The 22,615-nt window shown below is 46.6% G+C and carries 21 protein-coding genes; 12 read left to right on the top strand and 9 right to left on the bottom strand.

Annotated features, from left to right (window positions below):
• From AC5LIL_RS03115 to AC5LIL_RS03135, 5 genes are all read left to right on the top strand, one after another.
• Positions 1 to 1,212: a hypothetical protein gene (locus AC5LIL_RS03115; RefSeq protein ID WP_499824860.1), complete on the top strand. Its 1,212-nt coding sequence runs from the start codon at positions 1 to 3 to the stop codon at positions 1,210 to 1,212.
• Between the two features lie 105 nt (positions 1,213 to 1,317).
• Positions 1,318 to 2,079: a YveK family protein gene (locus AC5LIL_RS03120; RefSeq protein ID WP_499824861.1), complete on the top strand. Its 762-nt coding sequence runs from the start codon at positions 1,318 to 1,320 to the stop codon at positions 2,077 to 2,079.
• Positions 2,048 to 2,749 carry a CpsD/CapB family tyrosine-protein kinase gene (locus tag AC5LIL_RS03125; protein ID WP_499824862.1) on the top strand — a complete coding sequence of 234 codons (702 nt, stop codon included), beginning with the start codon at positions 2,048 to 2,050 and terminating at the stop codon, positions 2,747 to 2,749. Before AC5LIL_RS03120 ends, AC5LIL_RS03125 begins: the two co-directional genes overlap by 32 nt.
• A 12-nt stretch (positions 2,750 to 2,761) precedes the next feature.
• On the top strand, positions 2,762 to 4,318 hold the full coding sequence (locus AC5LIL_RS03130) for a lipopolysaccharide biosynthesis protein (protein ID WP_499824863.1): 1,557 nt from the start codon (positions 2,762 to 2,764) through the stop codon (positions 4,316 to 4,318).
• Positions 4,315 to 4,956 carry a sugar transferase gene (locus AC5LIL_RS03135; protein WP_499824864.1) on the top strand — a complete coding sequence of 214 codons (642 nt, stop codon included), beginning with the start codon at positions 4,315 to 4,317 and terminating at the stop codon, positions 4,954 to 4,956. Before AC5LIL_RS03130 ends, AC5LIL_RS03135 begins: the two co-directional genes overlap by 4 nt.
• On the opposite strand, the gene AC5LIL_RS03140 is transcribed toward AC5LIL_RS03135, so the two are convergent.
• The 4 genes from AC5LIL_RS03140 to AC5LIL_RS03155 all read right to left on the bottom strand — a co-directional run bounded on the left by AC5LIL_RS03140 (position 4,946) and on the right by AC5LIL_RS03155 (position 8,032).
• Complete coding sequence (locus AC5LIL_RS03140) at positions 4,946 to 5,821, bottom strand: polysaccharide deacetylase family protein (protein ID WP_499824865.1); 876 nt, start codon at positions 5,819 to 5,821, stop codon at positions 4,946 to 4,948. The two genes, AC5LIL_RS03135 and AC5LIL_RS03140, sit on opposite strands and share 11 nt — an antisense overlap.
• Complete coding sequence (gene pgaD / locus AC5LIL_RS03145; RefSeq protein ID WP_499824866.1) at positions 5,818 to 6,282, bottom strand: poly-beta-1,6-N-acetyl-D-glucosamine biosynthesis protein PgaD; 465 nt, start codon at positions 6,280 to 6,282, stop codon at positions 5,818 to 5,820. Before pgaD ends, AC5LIL_RS03140 begins: the two co-directional genes overlap by 4 nt.
• Complete coding sequence (gene pgaC / locus AC5LIL_RS03150) at positions 6,240 to 7,499, bottom strand: poly-beta-1,6-N-acetyl-D-glucosamine synthase (protein ID WP_499824867.1); 1,260 nt, start codon at positions 7,497 to 7,499, stop codon at positions 6,240 to 6,242. The genes pgaD and pgaC overlap by 43 nt, the downstream gene beginning before the upstream one ends.
• Positions 7,500 to 7,771: 272 nt before the next feature.
• The gene (locus tag AC5LIL_RS03155) at positions 7,772 to 8,032 is read right to left on the bottom strand and encodes a hypothetical protein (protein ID WP_499824868.1); all 261 of its coding nucleotides are present in this window, start codon (positions 8,030 to 8,032) and stop codon (positions 7,772 to 7,774) included.
• A 104-nt stretch (positions 8,033 to 8,136) separates the two neighbouring features.
• Between AC5LIL_RS03155 and AC5LIL_RS03160 the strand changes: the two genes are divergently transcribed.
• The 3 genes from AC5LIL_RS03160 to AC5LIL_RS03170 all read left to right on the top strand — a co-directional run bounded on the left by AC5LIL_RS03160 (position 8,137) and on the right by AC5LIL_RS03170 (position 10,205).
• Positions 8,137 to 9,378, top strand: coding sequence for a UDP-glucose dehydrogenase family protein (locus tag AC5LIL_RS03160; protein ID WP_499824869.1), 1,242 nt, complete (start codon positions 8,137 to 8,139; stop codon positions 9,376 to 9,378).
• A gap of 98 nt (positions 9,379 to 9,476) precedes the next feature.
• Positions 9,477 to 9,884, top strand: coding sequence for a DUF3784 domain-containing protein (locus tag AC5LIL_RS03165; RefSeq protein ID WP_499824870.1), 408 nt, complete (start codon positions 9,477 to 9,479; stop codon positions 9,882 to 9,884).
• A gap of 24 nt (positions 9,885 to 9,908) precedes the next feature.
• A complete protein-coding gene (locus AC5LIL_RS03170) occupies positions 9,909 to 10,205 on the top strand; it encodes a hypothetical protein (protein ID WP_499824871.1) in 297 nt (98 codons plus the stop codon).
• Positions 10,206 to 10,218: 13 nt separating this feature from the next.
• Here the strand turns inward: AC5LIL_RS03170 and AC5LIL_RS03175 are convergent, their stop codons facing one another.
• Together AC5LIL_RS03175 and AC5LIL_RS03180 are read right to left on the bottom strand one after the other, a co-directional pair.
• Entirely contained in the window at positions 10,219 to 12,915 is a 2,697-nt protein-coding gene (locus tag AC5LIL_RS03175) for an EAL domain-containing protein (RefSeq protein WP_499824872.1), read from the bottom strand.
• A 112-nt stretch (positions 12,916 to 13,027) separates the two neighbouring features.
• Entirely contained in the window at positions 13,028 to 14,830 is a 1,803-nt protein-coding gene (locus tag AC5LIL_RS03180) for a C40 family peptidase (RefSeq protein WP_499824873.1), read from the bottom strand.
• Between the two features lie 295 nt (positions 14,831 to 15,125).
• On the opposite strand from AC5LIL_RS03180, the gene AC5LIL_RS03185 reads away from it, so the two are divergent.
• Entirely contained in the window at positions 15,126 to 16,973 is a 1,848-nt protein-coding gene (locus tag AC5LIL_RS03185) for a sensor domain-containing phosphodiesterase (RefSeq protein ID WP_499824874.1), read from the top strand.
• Between the two features lie 14 nt (positions 16,974 to 16,987).
• On the opposite strand, the gene AC5LIL_RS03190 is transcribed toward AC5LIL_RS03185, so the two are convergent.
• On the bottom strand, positions 16,988 to 18,361 hold the full coding sequence (locus tag AC5LIL_RS03190; protein ID WP_499824875.1) for a sensor histidine kinase: 1,374 nt from the start codon (positions 18,359 to 18,361) through the stop codon (positions 16,988 to 16,990).
• A 12-nt stretch (positions 18,362 to 18,373) separates the two neighbouring features.
• Positions 18,374 to 19,060, bottom strand: a complete 687-nt coding sequence (locus AC5LIL_RS03195) for a response regulator transcription factor (protein ID WP_499824876.1) — start codon at positions 19,058 to 19,060, stop codon at positions 18,374 to 18,376.
• A 107-nt stretch (positions 19,061 to 19,167) separates the two neighbouring features.
• Here AC5LIL_RS03195 and AC5LIL_RS03200 point away from each other — a divergent pair, with 107 nt between their 5' ends.
• Genes AC5LIL_RS03200 through AC5LIL_RS03210 form a run of 3 tightly spaced genes read left to right on the top strand, consistent with a single transcriptional unit; the run spans position 19,168 to position 22,106 of the window.
• Positions 19,168 to 19,929: an ABC transporter ATP-binding protein gene (locus AC5LIL_RS03200; protein WP_499824877.1), complete on the top strand. Its 762-nt coding sequence runs from the start codon at positions 19,168 to 19,170 to the stop codon at positions 19,927 to 19,929.
• Positions 19,916 to 21,748, top strand: a complete 1,833-nt coding sequence (locus tag AC5LIL_RS03205) for an FtsX-like permease family protein (RefSeq protein ID WP_499824878.1) — start codon at positions 19,916 to 19,918, stop codon at positions 21,746 to 21,748. The genes AC5LIL_RS03200 and AC5LIL_RS03205 overlap by 14 nt, the downstream gene beginning before the upstream one ends.
• 13 nt (positions 21,749 to 21,761) lie before the next feature.
• On the top strand, positions 21,762 to 22,106 hold the full coding sequence (locus tag AC5LIL_RS03210; protein WP_499824879.1) for a YxeA family protein: 345 nt from the start codon (positions 21,762 to 21,764) through the stop codon (positions 22,104 to 22,106).
• 48 nt (positions 22,107 to 22,154) lie between these two features.
• Here AC5LIL_RS03210 and AC5LIL_RS03215 read toward each other — a convergent pair whose 3' ends face one another.
• Entirely contained in the window at positions 22,155 to 22,598 is a 444-nt protein-coding gene (locus AC5LIL_RS03215) for a MerR family transcriptional regulator (RefSeq protein WP_499824880.1), read from the bottom strand.
• Positions 22,599 to 22,615: the final 17 nt, after the last annotated feature.

Below are 22,615 nucleotides of genomic sequence, written 5' to 3' on the forward strand. Positions count from 1 at the left end.
ATGAAAATGAGTAAGGAGGTAGGAGTCGTCAAGTACCTGATTCTGTTTTATTATTTGCTCGCGACAACCGCCTTTTATATGTTAGCCATTTACACGACTGGTAATGGCGTTTCCTACCATTTGTTTGGTGAAGGCGATGACGGGGTCTTTTATTGGGAACAAGCCATGAATGTATTTTATGACTTATCATGGATCCGCACATCGATATATCCATGGGTGATTGGGAAATTGATGCAGTTGATTGGAGTGGAGAGCGTCTTTGCAATCCGCCTTTTCAACTTTGCCGGGGTGGCCCTATTAATTCACTTCGCCTTAAAGCTAGTCTCCATTCAAATTGTCACTTCTCGATTTGAGCACAAAGAGGACGAGATTCGTCAGCAAGCCTATTTATTTGCACTCTTAGGTTTTGCTGCATATATCAGCTTATTTATTAATATCACGACCTCGATTTATCGAGATGTTTGGATTTATATGTTGTTTGTTGCGGCGACTTATCTCGCAATTCGCTGGCTGTTTGAAAAGAATTGGACGTATTTCATTTTATTGATTCCCACGGTCTGGTTACTCGGTCAATTCCGGACGTATGCGCTTTTATCTTTTGTGATGGCAACTGCCATTTGGCTTGCGATTCAATTCCTTTCAAGAGTAATGCGCCCAATGATGATCATTTTTCTGGTCGTCGTTGGTTTTGGCCTCGTGTATACGTTCTCGATGGATGTGGTGATTCCGATTGTCGATAAGACACTGCGCTCTGCATTACAGTATCGTTCCGACGGGATTGGGATACTTGCTGGTGGCAGTCAAATGGGTATTCAACTTGAGGCTGCCAATTACGTCCTGTTTTTAGCGAACTATATGCACAGTTATCTTGGAAATTTGATTGGACCGTTACCGTGGCATGTTCACAATGCGACGACACTAATCGTATTTTTCATTGAGGCGTTACCGATGATTCTCATTTTAAGTTTTCTATGGATGAAGCACGCGTGGCTAACGAAAGTACAAGGCTTTATCTTGACACAGGCGTTTGTTTGGAACGGCCTGATTGCGATAACAAACGATAATATCGGAACAGCATTACGTTTACGGGCTATCGCCTTCATCTTGATATTATTAACCTTTGTCGTCATGTATAGCAAATATCGAATTGAACGAGCTGAGGAAATAAAGGAACTTCAGATGATGCCGATGATGCATCTTTCAAAAAAATAATAAACATCTCCTTTAGGTTGGTAATTGAACGTCTTGGAGAGAGGGAAATGTTTTTTATCTATTAACAAATCTATTTTTCTTCACACTAACAAAGGAGGTACCGTTGTGAAAGACATCAATGCATCGATTCGTGATATTTGGTTCATTCTAAAGTCTAAGAAATGGACGATTCTCTTGACGATGATCATTATCGGTGGCTTGGCCTATTCTTTAAGTCGTTATGTCTTCCCCCCAACATATGAAGCATCGACACAAATTTTAGTCGTCCCAAAACAAAGTGGTTCCGAGACGCTCGATAGTACGCAAATTCAATCCTCTCAAGGGCTTGTAAATACGTACCGAATCATAATGAAGAGTCCAATCATTCTGAACGAAGTTCGTCAAAACGTGACGAATGCACCTGAAAAACTTGAAGATCAAATTGTCATTGAAAGCGAAGAAAACTCACAAGTCATCACAATTCGAGCAACGGCAGAATCTGCTGTATTGGCCACGACGATTGCCAATGAACTAGGTCGCGTTTTTTCGAATGAAGTACCAAAACTAATGAATATTGATAACACACAAATCTTATCACCGGCTTTTACTCCGACTGAACCAGTGGAACCGAATATTCCAAGAAACACAGCTTTAGGCGTGTTAATTGGTTTCATCCTCAGTAGTGGTGTGATTCTCGTTCGACAGTTATTCAACAAACAAATTCGGTCGGAACGAGAGGCTGAAGAAGTTCTCGGAATTCCTGTGATTGCCTCGATTCCCTTATTTGAGCGACCCCATGTTAAAAATGAAAAACGTGAACCGAAACAACAGCAACCATTGAAGGAGGGAGATCCGTATGTTCCGAAAACGCAAAGAAAATTATCATAGAGATATGACCAAAAATCTCATAACCATCTATGACCCGAAATCACCAATTTCAGAACAGTATCGAACATTACGTACGAATCTCGAATTTACCTCTCTCGGTACTCAGTTACAGACAATTCTCGTTACATCCACTTCTACCGGAGAAGGGAAGTCGACGACGGCGAGTAATCTAGCTGTTGTGTATTCGCAATTAGGAAAACGGGTGCTATTGATTGACTGTGACATGCGTAGACCGACACTTCATCAAATTTTCCGTTTAGATACTCGTGATGGATTATCCAACGTCTTGGCAAAGCGCTCTTCCGTTGAAGCAGCGGTTCAGGCGACACAGTTAGACCACCTCTTTGTCATCACTGCTGGTGTGGTGCCGCCTAATCCTTCAGAATTACTTGCTGCACCGAGCTTTCTTGATTTACTAGAAGATGCCAAGTCAAAGTTTGATATCGTCATTCTAGATGCCCCGCCTGTCATGCAAGTAGCTGACAGTCGAATTCTTGCCCCGTTAGTAGATGGGTCAATCCTTGTATTAAGTTGTGAAACGTCGGATCGAGATGAAGTGATTAAAGCGAAAGATCAACTTCAATTGACAGGGACCAAAATTCTCGGGCTGGTGTTGAATCGTAGAGAAACACGTTACGATAAAAATCATTATTATTATGCATACCAGTAAGGAGGGGGGACCATGGCGACCAAATACGAAGTCGAACCTGAACAACACAGCACAAATCAAATTAAATATGGCGCTTTGGTCTCTTACGGTTCGATTGGGTTCAATATCATTTCGGGGTTACTGTACACACCGTGGATGATTGGAAAAATCGGACAAAGTGATTACGGACTATATGTATTATCTTTCTCTATCATTGCAATTTTTGCATTTAATCTTGGTTTAGAAATTGTTGTCGCACGATTTCTAAGTAATTATCGTACAAGCGGAGATCGAACAGGAGAAATTCAATTTCTTGGAATTGCCTACAAAATGTTTTTCTTTTTGACTTTCTTATTGGCCATTCTCCTTGTCGCATTATATTTTTTTCTTGATGTACTCTACGGTAACTTAAATCCATCTGATATGGATAAGTTAAAAGTGATGTATCCAATCGTCGGATTTTATATTTTAATCACATTACTAGCTAAACCGATTGATGCCGTTTTCATTGTAAATGAACGATTCATTCAGTTGAACAGTTTGCTATTTCTCGAAAAAATCCTCATTGTCAGCTTTACAATCGGTGCACTCCTTGCGGGATACGGGGTTTACTCACTTGTTGTAATTAATGCCTCAATGATTTTACTTATCAACGTACTTAAGTTGTTGTATGTATGGAGGTGGACCGACACTAAAATTGATTTTGCAGCATCTGGGAAAGGGATGTATCGAGAAATTTTTGTATTCGCTTCCTGGCAAACGGCCGTCTCCTCTACCCAGAACTTTTTGATGCACATTATGCCGACTGTCCTTGTTATTTTTGCAAGTGGGGTCGCGGTTGCTATCTTTTCAATAGGGATGGTGATTGAAGGGTATGTTCTGTTGATTGCCACCGCCATCAACTCATTATTTTTACCCAAAGTGACACGCCTCAACCACTCGGGTGGAGTAAAAGAAGTTGAAGATCTCATGATTCGAGTCGGCCGTATTCAACTTTATGTCATCGGTTTTATTACTATGACCTTTATTGCGATGGGTGCCGAATTCATTCACTTCTGGGTAGGTGATGACTTTAAAGAGTCTTATGTTGTTGCTTCGTTACTTATTGCGATGGGCCTCATCACACTCCCGCAAGAGATCGCCAATATTCAACTTGTCACGACGAATAAAGTACGTTATCGTGCATACGGCATGATTATCTCCGCAATCATAGCTCTCATCTGTTCAGCATTTTTAAGTGGTCCGTATGGAGCAAGTGGAGCCGCATTGTCCGTCATGATTGGTTATTTGACAGGAAATACGTTATTCATGAATATCGTATACGTACGCGTTCTACAGATAAACGTATGGCGTTTTTTTAAAGAATGTCACTTGAAGTTGGCTCCTGGTCTCCTCTTTATTCTCATATTAGGGATCGTGATGCAGTCGTTTTTCCCTGCTAGTTCTTTATTTGACTTCTTAATCAAAGCGATAGGTCTTGCTCTCAGTTATGCACTATTTATGTGGGTGTTTACAATAGATTCATTTGAGAAGAAATTGTTACAGTCCATCTTACCGTTGAAACGTGCTAGAAAGGGGGAGGCGTCATGAGAATTTACGAAACATATGTGAAACGTCCGCAAGATTTACTGTTAGCTTCTTTCGTATTTATTCTTCTGAGTCCATTCTTACTCGTTGTTTCAATTTTGATCAAATGGAAACTCGGTGGACCGGTCCTTTTTAGGCAAAAGCGCCCGGGGAAAGACGACGTTATTTTTGAAATGGTAAAATTTCGAACGATGACAGAAGAACGAGATAAACATGGGCAACTGCTCCCCGATGATAAGCGTTTGACACCTTTCGGACAAAAACTACGTTCCTTGAGTATCGACGAGTTACCGAGCCTGATCAACATCATAAAAGGAGACATTTCGATTGTCGGTCCTCGACCGCTACTTGTAGACTATTTATCCAGGTACAATGAAAAACAGAAAAGACGTCATGAAGTGCGACCTGGACTTACCGGACTTGCTCAAGTGAATGGTCGCAATCGATTGTCATGGGAGGAACGGTTTGATTTAGATGTTCAATACGTGGACCATATCACGTTTTTAGGAGACTGGAAAATTGTCGTTCAAACGGTTTATAAAGTGTTCAAACGAGATGGAATCTCTTCTGACACCTCGGCGACGATGGAAGCGTTTATGGGAAGTGACATCAAGAAAAAACAAGACGCCCTCAGTCGTTGAGGGCGTCTTGTTTTTCGTTGAGCAGATATGGTTTGACGAATTCACTGTATAGCTGACGATCGAGTAAGTATCGATTGATAAAAAGGGACGAATTTTCGTTTGTGATGGGGTTAGGACTCAAAATGAAAGCATCGGTATAGCCTGCCGATTGGGCAATGGCAGTCACTGCATCATCCGTCTCTCCGAACGGATAAGCGATTGTGGTAACATCCAATCCAAGTTCTTGTTGGAGAGTGTCACGACTTGTTTGGAGGTCTTCACGAAACGCCTCATGTTGAGCCGGGTCGAGAAATGTGGCCTGTCCATCTTGGATGTAATGAAAGTCATGGGTATGGGAGCCGAAGTCGGCAAGTCCACTTTCATTCATTTCTCGCAACTCATCCCATGTGGAGAGTTCTAAGTTTTGGAATCGTTCCCCTACATGACCTGTAATGACAAATAAGGTGAACGGCACTTGTTCTTCTTTTAAAATCGGAAATGCATTCTCATATACCGTATGGTCTACATCGTCAAAAGAAATCCATACACATTTGTCCGGAATCGGATTCCCTCGAACGTATTCGGATATGTCCTTTGATGTCGCAAAATGAACGCCTTGTTGCTTCATCCAGGTGATTTGGTCCTCAAACTCATCCTCGTATACGTTATATCGTGTTAAATTATCAGATCCAGATACAAACTCAATCGCTTTGTTCCATAGGTTCGGTGACTTGATCCGATGATAATTGAGACCGAGACAGACACCGTCCTTGGCAAGAAGTTGCGGATCTGGTACTTCTGATGTGGTAGACATCACATCTTGCACTTTCCATATGATGAAGAGCCCGGCAATTAGTATGAATCCCCACTTCAGCCAACGTGTCATTCTTCGAGTTCCTTCACTGGATTTTTTTCGAATATGATGACTTTATCCTGTTGTAACATCTCGATTGTCGAAGGTTCAATTAGTCCGAGATTATTCAACTCTTCTAAAGTCGTAGGTTTAGGCGCTTTTCGGCGATTCAGTGGACCATATCTCTTCTTGTTGTACGTTCTCCAAACAAAGAGTAAGGTCGCCAATCCAATTAGAATGAGGACACCGAAACTAATTAAATCACGAATATCTTCATTCGTTATGTTGAGTGCAGATTTTAATGTGGCGATGTAGCGGTCGTTTTGATTGAGAAGGGCGCTTACGAAAAACCAACTAACGACGAGTGTGTAAATCCAGAATACGATTGTTAAAAGAATTTCGATGAACGAACGAAAGAAAGAACGCTTCGTCTTGACGAGGACGTCTTCTCCTATAAGCTGCTCCGTCTCGTTCCGCGATCGGGAGAATTCCATGTCGCATATCCTCCTTTCAAAGTCGAACGAATCGCTTTTGGTGTTGCCGCGATGACGACAAACGTATTTAACATCCAATAGACGGCCGGATACCAAGCTGCCCATACATAATAACGGAAGACATTATCATACTTCGCGTCGTTCCAAAGAGAGATGAGTAATTGAATGTGACTGATCAAGACAAGCGCAAAGGAGTTATATGTGAACCAAATCAACATATCTTGAATCGTGTCTGCCGTGACGAGTAGATAGAGTGTGACGATGAGCCAAGCATATGCCCAAATGACACTGATGACTTGTTCGATGTAAACGGGCCAAATCCGACGTTGACGCCAATCTTTGAAGATGTCGAAGTGACGTAAGACGACTTCTTGTCCCCCTTGAGACCAGCGGACGCGTTGTCGCCAAATTCCAGATAGCGATTCTGGTACGAGCATCCAACAAAGAGCGCGCGGCTCGTAACGGATATCCCAAAACTTACGTTGGAGTTTCCATGAAACAGCGATGTCTTCGGTGATCATATCACGGTCCCATAAGCCGACAGAGAGTAAAGCTTTCTTGCGGAACATAACGATGACACCGGATACGGTCATGATTTTCCCCATTACACGTTGCGTCCGTTTAATTGAGCCGATGATAGAAGCATACTCGACGATTTGCATCCGACTGAGCAGTGTGTCTCGATTTCGAATACGAGGATTCCCGGTGACGGCCCCGACACGTTCTCCTTTTTCAAGGAAGTGACGCACAAGATAATAAGGTGCTTCCTCAGATAAAAATGCATCCGAATCCACACATAGCAAATATTCTGAATGAGCAGCATGCGCAGCCATATGTAGCGCATTGGCCTTCCCACGGTTCTCATGACAATCAATGACACGGAGACGTTCATGTTTATCGGCCAACTCAATTAATATTTTTCCTGTGTCATCCGAACTGCCATCATTCACCGCAATGATTTCAAGGTTAGGGTACGTGAGATGGTCGAGATACGTAATCGTTTCTTCAATCGTTTCCGCCTCATTATAGCAAGGAATGAGAATACTGATCAGCGGCCACTCTCGTTCGTTTAAATCGAGTTCTTTCTCCCGTTCGCGGGTGACACTGAATAATAAAGCGCCTGATATCCAAAACATGGCCATGACAAATGGGTACCAAAAGACGAATTGTGCCAGTGGTTCAATCCATGGGGCGAACTCTAGTAAATAAAAGGTCATAAACAAGTTCCTTTCTATTGAAAAATAGGACACATAAGGAGATTGAACTCATATAAAATATGATGGATATTTTTACATTATACTAGATGTCGATTTGATTGTACGATTATCTGCTTCAAAAATAGGTCATATTTTAGGTAGTAAATGACACGTGATATAGACGGTATTCTTTTAAAGCAGTAGTAGGCGATTACATGCGATTTTGAGTATCGAAAGCAGGGAATTCAGAAGCTTTCTCGAATAGGACAAAAAGAAAAAGCGCCCGACCGAGGTCAAACACTTTTCTTCATTTGCTGTTTTCGGTCGCGTTGTACTTTCCAAATCACTGACACAATGACAATCAGAATTGGCGCGAATATCCATGGCCGAGCTTCTAAGATTGAAACGAGCTCAAAGATGGAGAGCCAACCACTCACCATGATTAATACAAGTAAAAAGGTTTTCAGTCCCCCCCGGACTGGTAGCCAAAAATAAATCAATAACGTCACCAAAAAGAAAGCGATTAAGCCCATGCGTTTTGTCCTTTCACCCATCATTTTGACTCATTATAGCAAAGAACATTGAGAGAGTGTTAGAAGCTTCACTTCGCGAGCATATTTGAGTACGCTTAGGAAAGATGATTGAAGGAGGAACTGATGTGAAATTTGGAATAATAGGCTTAGGATATGTTGGATTGGCAACACTATGCGGATTGGCCAAAGCCGGTCATGAAGTCATCGGGGTCGAGACGCACCAAGGGAAGTTAGGTCTCCTGAAGAGTGGTCACCCTCCATTCCACGAACCGGGCATGGCGGACGTGTTACAAGAACACGCCGATCAAATCACGTTGACCGACGAAATCGCGGATGCGGATCACGTCGACTATTTGGTTCTCGCGGTCGGCACACCGAGCAAGCCCGATGGCAGTTGCGACCTCTTTTATATCGAGACGGCTCTTTCCGAATTGAAGACGAAGCACAAGGTCGTCATTCGTAGTTCGGTCCCACCTGGCACGACGGATTTGTTGAAAATTATGTATCCTTCTCATACTTTCGCGATCGTACCTGAGTTTTTACAAGAAGGGCGCGCCCTCGCGGATGTGATGAGACCACATCGTGTCGTCATCGGATGTGAGGACCTCGAGGTTTGTGAGGAGTTGGCAGGCATTTATGGCCGACTTGGCGTCCCACTCATCTGTACGACACCGATCAATGCCGAGCTCATCAAATATGCCTCGAACGCCTTTTTGGCGACAAAGATCAGCTTCATGAACGACTTGTCCCGTCTAGCCGATGAGGCAGGGGCTGACATCACGACGATTGCGGACGGGATGGGGCTCGATTCACGGATCGGACGTTCGTTCCTTAATGCCGGAATCGGATATGGGGGCTCTTGTTTCCCTAAAGATATGGATGCGCTTCTTCATGTAGCGGAAGAAAATGGCGTCAATCTTCGCATCATCAAAGCGGCAGCGAAAGTGAACGAAACACAAGCACCGTACGTATTGTCGAAACTTCATCTAGAACCTAAGATGCGTGTCGCCATTCTCGGCTTGGCATTCAAACCAGGAACGGATGATATGCGAGATGCACCGTCGATTCTACTCGCACACCATATGGTCGCACGAGACGTCGAAGTCATTGGCTATGACCCGATTGCAACATGGGAATATCCACAAGCAGCGTCTGTTGAAGAAGCTTTGAAAGATGCAGATTATGCCATTCTCGTCACGGAATGGGAAGAGCTTGTGAACTTAGCACCGGAAGCCTTCTCGGGCATGCGTCAACGTCGGTTGATTGATGCGCGGAATGCGTGGAAGTTCGCACGTGACTCGGGTGACGTCGCGTACGAAGGCATCGGCCGGATGCAACGACCGTCCAACACCCCGACATCAAACTAAATCTTCTGAGGGACCGCTCCATTTAGCGGTCCTGTTTTTGTGTGAGGTGAATCTTTTACGTGACTCATGACGTAAAGGAAGAAGAGGAGGTGAGGCACATGTGGATTCTTGTATTGGCCGCTGTCATTGTCATCGCACTCGGTTTTGCGGTAGACCGTCTCGGATGGCACGATTTGATTTCGGGCTACAATACGATGTCTAAGGAGAAGAAGGAGCGGGTGAACGTTCAGAAAGTGGCACGTCTCGTCGCGTGGATGTGTTACGGGATTGGCGCCATCTTTCTCCTCATCGCGCTCATCGAAGGATTTGAATTGGACATTCCGCTCGCTCCATTCTTTATCGTGATGATTATCTTCACTGTGGCGATACTTTGGCGGATGCAAAAGTATGACGGCAATATTTATGACGAATCGGGGCGCTTGAGACCGGGCGGTAAAAAACGTCTCATTCCGATTGTCATCGTTTCCGTCGTCTTACTCGTTGGAGTGCCGGCGCTCATGTTTTAGTTCAGTCAACCGACTGAGGTGACCGTGACAGATTCGACGATCGTCATTGAAGGGAGTTATAGCCGTGAGATTCCGTTCGATGAACTCGATGATGTGACGTGGACGACGTTACCCGAAATCGCGCGACGGACGAGTGGGGCGGAATCGGGATCACGTCTGACGGGACATTTTCGGACGAAAGCAGGGGAGGATGTCCTCCTCTTTATCGACCGTGATGTCGAACCGGTCATTCGACTCGATTGGTCGGAAGAACCGATTTGTTTGAATCAGTCCTCGGCAGAAGCGACGAGGCAATTATATGAGGACATTCGTTCTCGCTGAAGAAAAGGGACACTCAATTCGAGTGTCCCTTCGTGTTAACCCATAATTCAAATGAAGCCGCATCGAGTGCAGGTGAGAAGAAGTAGCCTTGACCGAGTTCGACTCCTTCCCGAATCATACGGGACAGGTCGTTCTCAGTTTCGATTCCTTCCGCGAGAGCGGTCAACTGTTGCTCGTTCGCAAAACGTGAGACGGCACGTAAGAACGACGTGCTCTCTTTCGCTTTCCCACTCACATACATCCTGTCGATTTTCACTTCCTGAATCGGTAAGTGCCAAATCGCTTCGAATGAGGCATACCCAGTGCCGAAGTCGTCAATCGAGAGACAATACCCGAGGTCGGCGATATCTTCTAACCGTTCGAGCTCGCTCGCATACGACATGATATCCGATGACTCGGTCAATTCGATTTTCAATCGGTCCGGTAGCCATGGGTATTTCTCAATCGAATCACGAAGTTTCGTGACGATTGATGGGTCGACGGAGTGGGCCGACAAGTTGAACGACAGAGAAATGTCTTCAAACGAAGTTCCTTGCCAAGCGACGAGTTGTTCAATCGTCTGGTCGAGGATGTTGTGTGACAGCCAAAGGATTTGATCAGACCGCTCGGCGATTCGGATGAATTCGTTCGGTGGAATGATTCCCATCTCAGGATGTGTCCAACGGGCGAGTACTTCCGCACCGACGACGCGTCCGGTTTTCAGCTCGACTTGCGGCTGATAGGCGACCGTCAAGTCACCTTTTCGAATGGCATCCGGAAGTGCCTGTTCAATCAAGGCGGCGAGTTGCATTTGAGCCAAGATGTCTGAGTCATACCAAACGAGTGGCGTACGTGTTTCTTTCGCGTGCTGTAAGGCTTTCATCGCCTCGAATAGGCAATCGTTATACGCCGGTTTCGTCTCGGTCGCACCGAGTTGGATATGCACGTTTTGTCGCTTGTGGTTGACAATCAATTCACTCGGGAACAGTTCGATTAGTTCATGTTCATCCTCGGCAGTGAAGCCTTTCACGTATAACATGAACATATCATCCCGATATCGACCGAAGAGATGGTGCGCATATTTGGATAGACGGGTTTCGACAGCGCGGGCGAACTCAGTCATGAGTAGGTCCGCATACGCCGGGTCATACCAGTCGGCGAGATGATGGTAGTCGTGTAGTCGGATGAGGACGAATGCTCCATCAATTTCTTGACGCTCCCATTTCCGAATGAATCCATATTCGTTATAGAGATTGGTCGCTAAATCGAAGCGGACGAGGCGGTCGACTTTCCGCTCCCGTTCGACTCGATCGGTCTCGTCTTCGACAATCAAATAATATGTCAGCTTTTCTTCCCGTTTGAGCGGCGTCAACTTGATGTTCAAATAGCGTGTGTGTTCACCTTTTAAATGAATGATGAACTGCGCGCTCGTACCTTGATCGGTCACACCTTCGAGCGCTTGCTCGAACAGGCGCCGCCCCGTCTCGGTGAATAGTTGATTGATTTCATATAAATTTCGGTCTCCGAAAAATTGACGGAACATCTCGTTTCGTTCCATCAGATTATACGAGTCGTCCATCAAGGCGATGGCGAGACCCGTCTCTGAGAAGAGAGATGACCAACGTTCGTGATAGCGGACGAGTTCTTGTGAGCGATTTTCGAGCTCATGGACGGTCGAATGGACGCTCGCCGCAATCTCACGTAATTCGTCTTCGATGCCACGGAAGTCATGTGTTTTCGGGAATGTCGCTTCGACCGGAACTATACTGGGATCGATGGCGAGGGCGCGTGCTTTCAGATGCGCCAAATCGTGAGTGTACCGTTTTCGTGTATAGTAGAGCAGGAAAATCAGTCCAAGCGATAAGAGGAGCGTCATGACAAAGGATGCTGTGGCAAGGACTTGAAAGTGTTTACTTTCCTCTTGCAACATCGTCTCAGACGTGGAACGAATCGAGCGAAGGGCAGCGTATGCATCTTCGTAGACGTTCGTCGAATTGACGTAACGAGCTTCAAGTGACGCTTCACTACTTGCCATATTCGCAAACGATTGACCACTTTCTGCGACATCGATGACAGCTTTCGTTTGTAACGCTTCGTTTTGATCGATAATCTTTTGAATGATTGTCGCTTCATTGACGATCAAATCAACAGTGCTCATCAATTGTTCTTCATCAATCGGTTCACGGTATAGTGCATCACCACTGCGCATGAGCATTGACTGGATTCGCATCATTGCGTCCGTCAGCTCATATGTGGCGTTTGGTTGATTGGTTTGTTCGAGCGCCTGATAGAGCCAACGTCGATTGATTGAACTGATGACATCAGACGGGACCGCTTCGAACTGCTCCGCATCGAGAATGCCTTCCAATTCATTTGAAAATGCCTGAAGCGTCTCCCGCTCTCGTTCATTCACACCGGCCTCAAAGTCTTTCTTCAGTCGTTCATTGTATTGAAGCGCGCGCTCTTTATAAGGGGTAGAAAGAAATGATGTCGTCTGATTCGATTGATCCTCATATCGAGTCGCCGCTTCGAACAAGGTGACATATGCTTCGACGCCAGCCAGGTTCGCTGCCTGATTCAAGTTCGTGATGGTCTCGTCAATCGCTTCTTGTTTTTCATGCCAGTAATAACTCGTTCCGAGTCCGAACATCAAGACACCGATGAGACAAGCGATTGCCAGTACCATCGTGTAGGTACGGTATGGAATTTTAGCAAAGCGGGGTTGACCCATCCGGCACCTCCTTTTTTCCTTCATCATACTTCCGATTTCGTTTCATCGGATGAAAATCCTGCAAAATGAAAGAAAAACCCGACTTTCGTCGGGTTTTATGGTGTGACCAAAGTCACGGTCGTTTATAACCGATCAAGCGTGATTGCCAATACGGTTCTTGAATTTTATTGTAGCCAAGTCCAGAAGAACCGGAATGAATGAATGTGTTTGCATCAATCATAATACCCATATGAGATGGGCCTGCTGTATATGTGTTTTCGAAGAAAACGAGGTCACCCGCTTTTGGTGTAAAGGATTCACTTAACTGTTGACCGAAATAAGATCCAGTCCAATAGTTATATACGTTCGTTCTCGGAATAGAGACGCCAGTTTGATTAAATACATAATAAATAAGTCCGGAACAATCAAATCCTCCATTTGATGGACTAGATGAAGCCCATACGTAAGGAGAACCGATATATTTTTGAGCAATCGCAATCGTTGCGAGTCGCGTTGCTTGAGGGCTTTGTCCATTAATTTGAGTAACGGCTGACTTTAGAATGTATCCGGATGTCGTGCGATAGTGCGTCGATGTTTCACCGACTACATTTAAAAGTTCTCCTCTTACAGTGGAACCGACAACTTTACTGGATTCATTTGCCTGTGACCGAATGACCGTTGGACGGTATGTGTAGAATGAATGTTGATCATATGACCCTTCCACCCAAGATGGAGATTCTGTTGAACCTTTTGGAACCGATTTGACATAAGCGGAAGAGACGAACCCGGTCGTATTTCCATAATAAATTTGATGCCATCCGTTCGAGGTCTGAACGACGCGTAAGGTCTGACCAGCTTTTACACTTCCGATTATGGACGAGTTTGTCGTGGCACTTGCACGAACATTTAGCGATGGGGTATTCACGATATAATCAACACTCGTGTTGCCTGCTCCGGCATCGCCATCATTTGGAGCAATCGGTTCACTAGGAGTTGTTGATGTCTGTTTCAAATAACTGGCACTGACATAACCAGTCTTTCCGTTGTACGTGACATAGTACCAGTTCCCCGATTTTTTCGAAGCTTTGACAGTCGTACCGTTCGGAATTGTCGCGACGAGCGCATAGCCAATCCCGGCCCCTTGACGCATATTCAAGTTTGCTGTTGTGACGAACTGTTGATTAAGCGTGTTTTCAGTTGGTGTACTCGGCGTACTTGGTACGGCAGGTGTCGAAGGCGTCGCTGGTCCTGTTGCTGTTAAATATGTATGAGCGACATATCCTGTGCGTGTTCCATACTTGACTTGCGACCAAGAACCTTCACGCTTTAAAATCGTGACTGTTTTTCCTTTTGGGATGGTCGTTAGTATACTCGCGTTTGTTGAATTTGAAGCACGAAGGTTCAAATTGACTGTTGTCTTAGCGGTCGAAGAACTAGGTGTCACGCTAGGTGGTGTAGTCGGTACGGGCGTTGTTGAGGTAGAAGTTTTTTTCAAATACCCGTTGTGCACCCAACCCGTTTGACCACCGTAGCTCACTTTTGTCCACGTGCCGTTCGTTTGGATTGTCGTGACGATTTTTCCTTTTGGAATCGTCAATAGAATTCGATGGGACGTCCCGGCGCCCGAACGTAAATTCAGTGCATCGGTTGTCGTCATTTTCGTTGTGCTCGACGTTGTTAACGATGAACCAGCTGTTGAACTAGACGAGCCTTCAGACAATTTGAGAGTTTGTCCTACTCGAATCACATCTGAGTTCAGACCGTTCAATGATTTCAGCGCTGATACGGAAAGATTGTAGGAACGGCTGATGGACCACAATGAGTCACCGGATCGCACTGTGTGTGTGCTTGCGGCAGTAGCCTCATCTGCATGGGCGAGAAAACTAACTGCTGCAATTGCTGCGAATGAATAGGCGAGACCAGATTTTTGATTCATGAAGCCACTTCCTCTCTCGAACAACTTATGGTGATGGTTTACAAGCATATCAATACATTTCCATTCTATTGTACTTGTTATGCAATTTAAGTCGCAATGATATTGATGATATTTTCAAAAGGTATCTTAGCAAAAAAGGTCAATGTTTTAGATGGGCTTAATTTATTATTTTTTTAATCTTTCTTCTATATAAGATGGTGGTAACCATTGACTTTCTGTTGAATTTTGGAAAACGTGAGATAAGAGGTTTCATGCTATTATAAGGTCAAATCAAATGTGGTGAGGTAGCAGACTGATGGTCGAGAAGAACTTTTCAAGCCAAACATATCGTAAACATCAAGAGAAACTGTTCGAGCTCGTACGCATGCCGGTTGTGACAGAGGACACGGTACAAGAGGCAACGCGGTACATGTGTGAAATCGTTGCCGATATGCTGGCGGTCGATACGGTGTCGATTTGGCATTTTGACACAACGTATCAATCCATTTCATGCCAAGTCGCCTATTCTCACGAATCAGGGACACATTATCCAAAACTGACGGTTCACCGCGAACTCGCCCCGGACTACTTTGATGCACTTCAAAAAGACCGAGTGCTTGCATTTGAAGATGTCCGCAATCATCCATGGGTGAAAGAACTATATACCGACTATTTCGTGGAAGGACAACGAATCCAATCGATGCTCGATGCGCCGATTTATGCGAACAATCGCGCCAAAGGTGTCATTTGTTGTGAGACGTTCCTCCCACGGGAGTGGACTTACCTCGAAGAGTTGATTGTCAGTACATTGACGGACTTTATTTCGATTCTTTACTTCCGACTCGATCGACAGGCGGTTGATACACACATTCGTCGTCTAGCTTATATGGATGAATTGACGGGTCTTTTAAAAGATACGGGCTTCATCGAGAAGATGGACGAGGAACGTCAGCAACAGCCGCAACAACTAGGGGCTTTAGTCTATTTGAAGGTCGACGATTTTCGGTCGATCGAAGATGCGATTGGAATCGAAAAATCAGATGAGATTGTCCGAGAAGTGGCCAATCGTCTACGTCGTTATGTCGACGAGTCGAACCTGAGTCGCTTGTCACAGTCAGGTTTTGCGATTTGGTTACCGTACGGGGATCGAATCAAACTAAATGCTGTCGCGGATGAGTTGTGTGAAGTTCTCGTACGCGACCCGTTCCTTGTCGATGAGTTAGAAGTCATCTTGACGATGAGCGCATTTATCGCTATCGAGCAAAAGGACATCACGACGCTCGAGATGGTTCACCGGACACGCATCGCCGCGAGTGAAAGAGGGTTTCAACGGGCGGCGATTGTCTTCTATGAAGAAGAAATGGGGACGAAAGCGGCGAATCGACTGATTTTGGAGATGAATTTACGAAGTGGACTCGCCGGAAATGAGTTCATGTTATATTATCAACCGAAAGTCGATGCGTCGACCGGAGCGCTCAGAGGGTTCGAAGGCTTGATGCGTTGGAACCATCCCGAACGAGGTCTCGTGCCACCGCTCGACTTCATCCCACTCGCCGAATCGACGGGTGTCATCATTGACTTAGAAGAGTGGGGGTTTGTGACGGCCTGTCGCCAACTCAAACGATGGCATGACCGGGGAGACCAGTATTCCCTTGCCCTCAACTTATCAGCACGTCACTTCTTGTCTGAAGGAGTCGTCGAGAAGTTCGCCCAAATTGCCCGGGAAGAGGGTGTCTGTACGAGCTATTTGACGCTCGAGATCACCGAGAGTGTCGGCATGGAAAACCAACAGCATGTCATCGACCGGTTTGTCGCGTTCCGTGAAGAAGGGTTTTCGATTTCGATTGATGACTTCGGGACCGGCTTCTCGGCGTTCGTCTACTTAAAGCACTATCCGATTCATGAGATTAAAATTGATCGTCAGTTCATCCAAGTGACGGAGAACGATCCGACCGGGAACGTCATCGTCGAGTCGATCGTCGACCTCGCGCGAGGACTGAACTTGAAGACCGTCTGTGAAGGAATCGAGACGATTGAACAGTGGCATGCGTTACGCGAACTCGGCTGCGATGAGATGCAAGGGTATTACTTCTCTAAGCCGCTGCCGCTCGAAGAACTAGAGATATGGATTGATCACTATATGAAACAAAAAAGGGACGCCTGAGTGCGTCCCTTTTGCTATGGGGTGAAGAGAATTCGGATGGTCGTACCTTGTCCTTGATGACTTTCGACCTCGACCTTCCCATCATGTGCTTCGATGATATCCCGTGAGATTGCCATTCCGAGACCACTCCCACGAGCATCATCCGTGTTCGTTCCCCGATAATAGCGTTCGAATATATACGGCAATTCAGATTCGGCGATTCCGTTCCCATCATCCAGGACGGTCACGACGTCTTCATCGACCCGAACCGTCACGATGACCGATTCATCATTATGAAGGAGGGCGTTATACAAGAAGTTGAGCAGGGCACGCTTCATAAAGTGGTGGTCAATCGAAACGGTCGCTGCCGTGGTCGCCTCGAATTCAATCTGACGCTCACTAAAACGTGGGTCGTTCAACACGTCAATGATGACTTCTCGAACGAACGGCTCAAGGCGTGTCTCTTCTAATGTAAGCGGGAAGTCGCCGTGCTGCAGTCGCATCGTCAAGTTGAAATCATCGAGCAATTCTTTCATATACTTGGCTTGGCGCTCGATCACGTGTACATATTGGTTACGATCCGCTTCGTCCAACGAATCATCATCCAACAGTTCAGCGTACCCCTGGATCGAGGCAAGCGGTGTCTTCAAATCATGGGACACGTTACTCATCCATTCTTTCCGTCGATTATCGAGTTCTTCGCGTTGTCGTTCGTACGTCGTGAGCGTCTCGGAGACCGCATTTAAGTCATGGAAGACAGGACGATAGATGCCGACACGCTTCGGTTCAGATTGAGAGAAATCTCGTCTCTTCAATTGTTGGATTCGCTCCGTCAATCGATAGACAGGGCGGGTCAATCTAGAACTGAACAAGAGACCAATCAATGCGGCAACGATCAAATCGACGACAAGAATCCATAGAAACGCCTTCGACATATAGGAAAGGACCGCCTGTTCATCTAACATCAAGAGCACCCGGCGTTCACTCGCCTCTGGCACACCGATTAGATAACTGTAGGATTCATATTCTCCAATGAAATAGAGTCGAAGCTCGTCATCCATATATTTATAGATTTGAATCAGTTCAATCGGCGAATAGGCATCAGGTAGTCCGCTCGGTGCATCGACTTCACTCACGACCTGGCCTGTTTCATCTAAAAAGCGGATGAACGCCCCATACTGCTTGAGCGCCTCCTGACCTTCAGTTGAGACGACGGGCTCTCCGTCCTCGAGTGACAGGTACGTGCTGAAGTTGCGGGTGAACGTCTCCCCAGAGTTGCTTTCCACATCGTCGAGTCCTGTTCGGTCATTGATGAGAAGTCCAAATAGGATAGCGATGTTCAGAAAGACGACAATGGCGACAATCAATACAATCGACAATAAATAGCGACCGGTCAGTTTCCATTTCATCATAAACGCTCCTTATACCGTCAACCGGTAACCGAGACCTTTGACCGTCTTGATATAGGTCGGGGCAGAAGGATTCGGCTCGATTTTTTCTCGTAAACGCCGGATATGGACCATGACCGTGTTATCCGAACCGAAGAATGATTCGCTCCATACTTGGGTGAATAATGTCTCTTTGCTGAGAATCCGATTCGGGTTTCGCAAAAAGCAGGCGAGGAGACCGACTTCTTTCGCCGTCAATTCCAATCGTTCCCCGTTCATATACACTTCCGTCTCATCTTCATTCATGAGGAACGGTCCGACGGTCGTCTCTTCCATCGGTGCTTCCATCATCGATACTCGACGAAGTTGCGCTTTGACGCGGAAGGCCACTTCTTTCGGACTGAACGGCTTCGTGATGTAATCGTCACCCCCGATGGCGAGCCCGAGCAGTTTGTCGACTTCTTCCGATTTAGCGGATAAGAAGAGGATGGGGATGTTCGAGTGTGCTCGAATCTGTTGGCAAAGTTGATAACCTTCCCCATCCGGTAGCATGACATCTAAAATCGCCAAATGTGGATGGAACGTCTCAAAGACGTCATACCCGTCCTTTAGTGTGTGGGCGGTTCGGATTTGCGTGATTCCTTCCTTTTCAAGCGCCCGTTGCATCAACGTACATAAATCTTGTTCATCATCCACGATGAGAATCCGTGGTTGTTCCATCGTCATCACCTCTTAATCAAGCATATCACGTAAGGATTTTGTAAGGTACGCGTGAGTTGAAGTTAAGACAAGGGGCGTAATGTAAGAGTCAGAAAGAGGTGCTGAACATGGAAACATTATTACAAGTGAAATCGATTCAAAAGAAATATGGAAAAGGCAATACAACATTTCGGGCGCTCGATGACGTCTCGTTCACGATCGAACATGGTGAGTTCGTCGGAATCATGGGACCGTCCGGGGCCGGGAAATCGACGCTACTGAACGTCCTCGCGACGATTGATACACCGACGTCCGGTGAGATTCTCGTGGAAGGGGAAGATATCGCGTCGATGAACGAGGAGGCCCTCGCCGACTTCCGCCGTGACCATCTCGGCTTCATCTTCCAGGACTACAACCTGCTCGACTCGTTGACGGTACGGGAAAACATGTTGCTCCCGCTCGCCGTCTCGAAGACGCCCGTTCACGAAACACGAGAGAAAGTCGAACGGTTGGCGAAGCGGTTCGGACTTGAAGGGATCCTCGACCAATATCCGTATCAAATCTCAGGAGGACAAAAACAACGGACGGCCGTCTGTCGTGCCTTGATCTCGGACCCGAAACTCATCTTCGCCGATGAACCGACCGGCGCGCTCGACTCGAAGTCAGCGACGGATTTGTTGGATACGCTCGCACGGTTGAACGAGGCCGAGACGACCATCATGATGGTGACGCATGACGCCTTCGCTGCAAGCTTCTGTCGCCGTGTCCTCTATATCCAGGACGGGCGTTTGAACAAGGAACTGATTCGTGGCAATGCGTCACGTGATGCGTTCTATCAGTCCATCCTCGAAGAGCTGGCGAAAGGCGGTGCCGTCGATGACGCTATTTGAGCTCGCGAAGAAGAACGTCGCACGTAATTTGTCACGATACGCGCTTTACGTCGGGACGACCATTTTCTCGATCGTCATTTACTTCACGTTTGCGACGCTCAAACATAGCCATGAAATCAGTGCGCTCGCAGAAACGTCGAAGAAAATCAGTGGACTGATGAGCACGTCGACGTTCATCCTCATGTTGTTCGTCGCGCTCTTCATCGCCTATTCGAACGCCTTCTTCTTGAGAGGTCGGAAGCGAGAAATCGGGCTCTATTCACTACTCGGGGTCCGAAAGAAACAAATCGGACTCTTGCTCTTGTTTGAAAATATCGTCATCGGAGCGGTGTCGTTGATTGTCGGAATCGTTCTCGGACTCTTCGGGTCGAATGCGCTTCTCCAACTATTGATGCGTCTCATGAAGAGCGACCTCGACATCGGATTCGCCTTCTCGGCGTCGGCACTCGTGGAGACGTTCCTCGTGTTTCTTGCCATTTTCCTCTTTACTTCGTTCCAAGGGTATCGGGTCATCTATCGCTTCAAGTTGATCGAGCTGTTCCATGCGGATAAGAGCGGGGAAGGCGTGCCGACAGCAAGAGGATGGGTCGCGCTTATGGGTGTCTTCACGATCGGGGTTGCCTATTGGCTCGCGCTTCAAGACTTGATGACGTCCTCACTTTGGAGAACGCTCGGGCTCGCCATGCCGCTACTCATCATTGGGTTGAGCGTCATCGGTTCGGCGCTCTTGTTCCATAGCGTGTTGATCTTTGCGTTGGCGTGGCTTAAACAACATGAGCGCTGGTCGTGGAAACGACTCAACTTGTTGACGACGTCACAACTGCTCTATCGCATCCGTGGCAATGCCAAGACGCTCACACTGATCAGTATTATCAGTGCGACGGCGATCACGGCCGGCGGTGCTATCTTCAGTGTCTACTATTACGCGGAAGAGAATGTATCTTCCTATACACCGTACACGTATGCCTGGAAAGGGGAGGCAGTCGATGTAAAAGGGGCGACGTTCGAATCAAGCGTAGAACAAAAGACGATCCGGATGGAAGCGGAATACGGAGAACGAGAGCTTGGCGTCATCGATGCGTCGACCTATCGTCACCTTCTCAAAGGGCTCGGACAGGAAGAACCTGCATCGTTCCCAGAGGATGAGGTTTTGTCGGTCGACCCGTTCTATGACGAGCGTTACTCGGAGGACCTTGAATCGGTCGAACTTTCAGCAGGGACGTTTGACGTCGCGACACGTACGGAAGCCTCGCCACTCAATGTCATGACATTTGGCGGGACGTTCCTCGTCGTTGCGGATGAGGTGTTCGAGACGATGTCGGAGCCGAGTGAGACGTATCAGGTCGCCCTCACGGAGTCGTTCAAAGATCAGCAAGTTCAATCTGAACGTTTGGCGAATCTCGGGCTCGAATCGTTCTCGAGTGCACCAGACGTATACGCGGAAACGATGGCAATGAACGGGGCGCTCCTTTTCGTCGGAACGTTTCTCGGGCTCGTCTTCCTCGTCGCGACAGGTAGCGTCATCTACTTCAAGACGATGACGGAAGCTGAGGATGACCGGGCGAAGTACGCCATCTTGCAAAAAATCGGAATATCCGAACGGGACGTGCGACGCACGGTGCGTCAACAGATCATCGTCGTCTTCCTCGCACCGTTCGCACTCGGGATTTTGCATGCGACGGTCGCACTCATTGCTTTTTCAAACTTGTTAAGTATGAATTTTACGGTGCCTGTTCTCGCATGGATGGGTGTCTATACGGCCATCTATGCGGTCTATTACGGAATCACGGTTCGTCGGTTCATGACGGCCATTCGATAAGGAGAGCAGAAAGATGAAAAAATGGATTGGAATGGGAGTAGTTTCCATCCTACTCCTCGCGGGTTTATTGCAAGTGGATTGGAATCGATTGGGGAAAGACACCTTGTTTGTGGAAGTTCAAACACCGAGTGACGTGGAAGAGACGACACTTGAAAATGGGGATGTGATGAAACGATACGTGTACACGCAACCCGCGTATACACCAGAAGGAGAGTTGAATGAAGTCACGTTTACTGCAGGAAAAGAACTTCGAGAAGGGGCGTATTTGCGCTTATACGTTAAAGACGGGGATACCGTCACCTCGTATGACGAAGTCTCCCGCGAGGACGTACCGCGTTCGGTCATTCAATATTGGTAACAAAAAAGCCATTCGTCATGAGCATCATGGCGGATGGCTTTTGCCTGCTCAGACGTCAGGCGCTTCATAAGCGTTCAGTTCGAGTTGTAATATGTACGTCAATTCATGATGCGCCAATTCAGAGAAGTTTGTCTTTTTGACATGTGTCCGTGGACGCAATCCGCATTCTAATGCGATGTCGACAATGGTACGAATCTGATTTTCCGTATAGAATCGCTTTCGGCCGAACGTGAACGGGGTAGGTGGCAATACGCCATCTGTCTCCCATTTAATCAACTGTTGTTGGCTGCGTGGAATACCAGCCACACTAAAGGCACGGCTCAATTCTTTGAGCGGATAAACAATCAAATGTTGCTCTTTATACGAGATTGGTTTTCCTTGTTCCGGTCGGTATGCATCCCATTCGGTCGCTGAAAACGTCAGGTCGGCCTGGTCGAAGTCGTGTTGAGCGGAAGGAATAGAAGTAGTACGTGCGAGGTCTAAGCTGTTCATATGATGGATCTCCTTCT

The sequence above is a fragment of the Exiguobacterium sp. RM11 genome, assembly GCF_059821525.1.

Excerpts from the sequence above, each read along its gene's own strand:
- AC5LIL_RS03115 (WP_499824860.1), top strand. The coding sequence starts at position 1 with ATGAAAATGAGTAAGGAGGTAGGAGTCGTCAAGTACCTGATTCTGTTT.
- AC5LIL_RS03125 (WP_499824862.1), top strand. The coding sequence starts at position 2,048 with ATGTTCCGAAAACGCAAAGAAAATTATCATAGAGATATGACCAAAAAT.
- AC5LIL_RS03130 (WP_499824863.1), top strand. The coding sequence starts at position 2,762 with ATGGCGACCAAATACGAAGTCGAACCTGAACAACACAGCACAAATCAA.
- AC5LIL_RS03135 (WP_499824864.1), top strand. The coding sequence starts at position 4,315 with ATGAGAATTTACGAAACATATGTGAAACGTCCGCAAGATTTACTGTTA.
- AC5LIL_RS03140 (WP_499824865.1), bottom strand. The coding sequence starts at position 5,821 with ATGACACGTTGGCTGAAGTGGGGATTCATACTAATTGCCGGGCTCTTC.
- pgaD (WP_499824866.1), bottom strand. The coding sequence starts at position 6,282 with ATGGAATTCTCCCGATCGCGGAACGAGACGGAGCAGCTTATAGGAGAA.
- pgaC (WP_499824867.1), bottom strand. The coding sequence starts at position 7,499 with ATGACCTTTTATTTACTAGAGTTCGCCCCATGGATTGAACCACTGGCA.
- AC5LIL_RS03155 (WP_499824868.1), bottom strand. The coding sequence starts at position 8,032 with ATGGGTGAAAGGACAAAACGCATGGGCTTAATCGCTTTCTTTTTGGTG.
- AC5LIL_RS03165 (WP_499824870.1), top strand. The coding sequence starts at position 9,477 with ATGTGGATTCTTGTATTGGCCGCTGTCATTGTCATCGCACTCGGTTTT.
- AC5LIL_RS03175 (WP_499824872.1), bottom strand. The coding sequence starts at position 12,915 with ATGGGTCAACCCCGCTTTGCTAAAATTCCATACCGTACCTACACGATG.
- AC5LIL_RS03180 (WP_499824873.1), bottom strand. The coding sequence starts at position 14,830 with ATGAATCAAAAATCTGGTCTCGCCTATTCATTCGCAGCAATTGCAGCA.
- AC5LIL_RS03185 (WP_499824874.1), top strand. The coding sequence starts at position 15,126 with ATGGTCGAGAAGAACTTTTCAAGCCAAACATATCGTAAACATCAAGAG.
- AC5LIL_RS03190 (WP_499824875.1), bottom strand. The coding sequence starts at position 18,361 with ATGAAATGGAAACTGACCGGTCGCTATTTATTGTCGATTGTATTGATT.
- AC5LIL_RS03195 (WP_499824876.1), bottom strand. The coding sequence starts at position 19,060 with ATGGAACAACCACGGATTCTCATCGTGGATGATGAACAAGATTTATGT.
- AC5LIL_RS03200 (WP_499824877.1), top strand. The coding sequence starts at position 19,168 with ATGGAAACATTATTACAAGTGAAATCGATTCAAAAGAAATATGGAAAA.
- AC5LIL_RS03205 (WP_499824878.1), top strand. The coding sequence starts at position 19,916 with ATGACGCTATTTGAGCTCGCGAAGAAGAACGTCGCACGTAATTTGTCA.
- AC5LIL_RS03210 (WP_499824879.1), top strand. The coding sequence starts at position 21,762 with ATGAAAAAATGGATTGGAATGGGAGTAGTTTCCATCCTACTCCTCGCG.
- AC5LIL_RS03215 (WP_499824880.1), bottom strand. The coding sequence starts at position 22,598 with ATGAACAGCTTAGACCTCGCACGTACTACTTCTATTCCTTCCGCTCAA.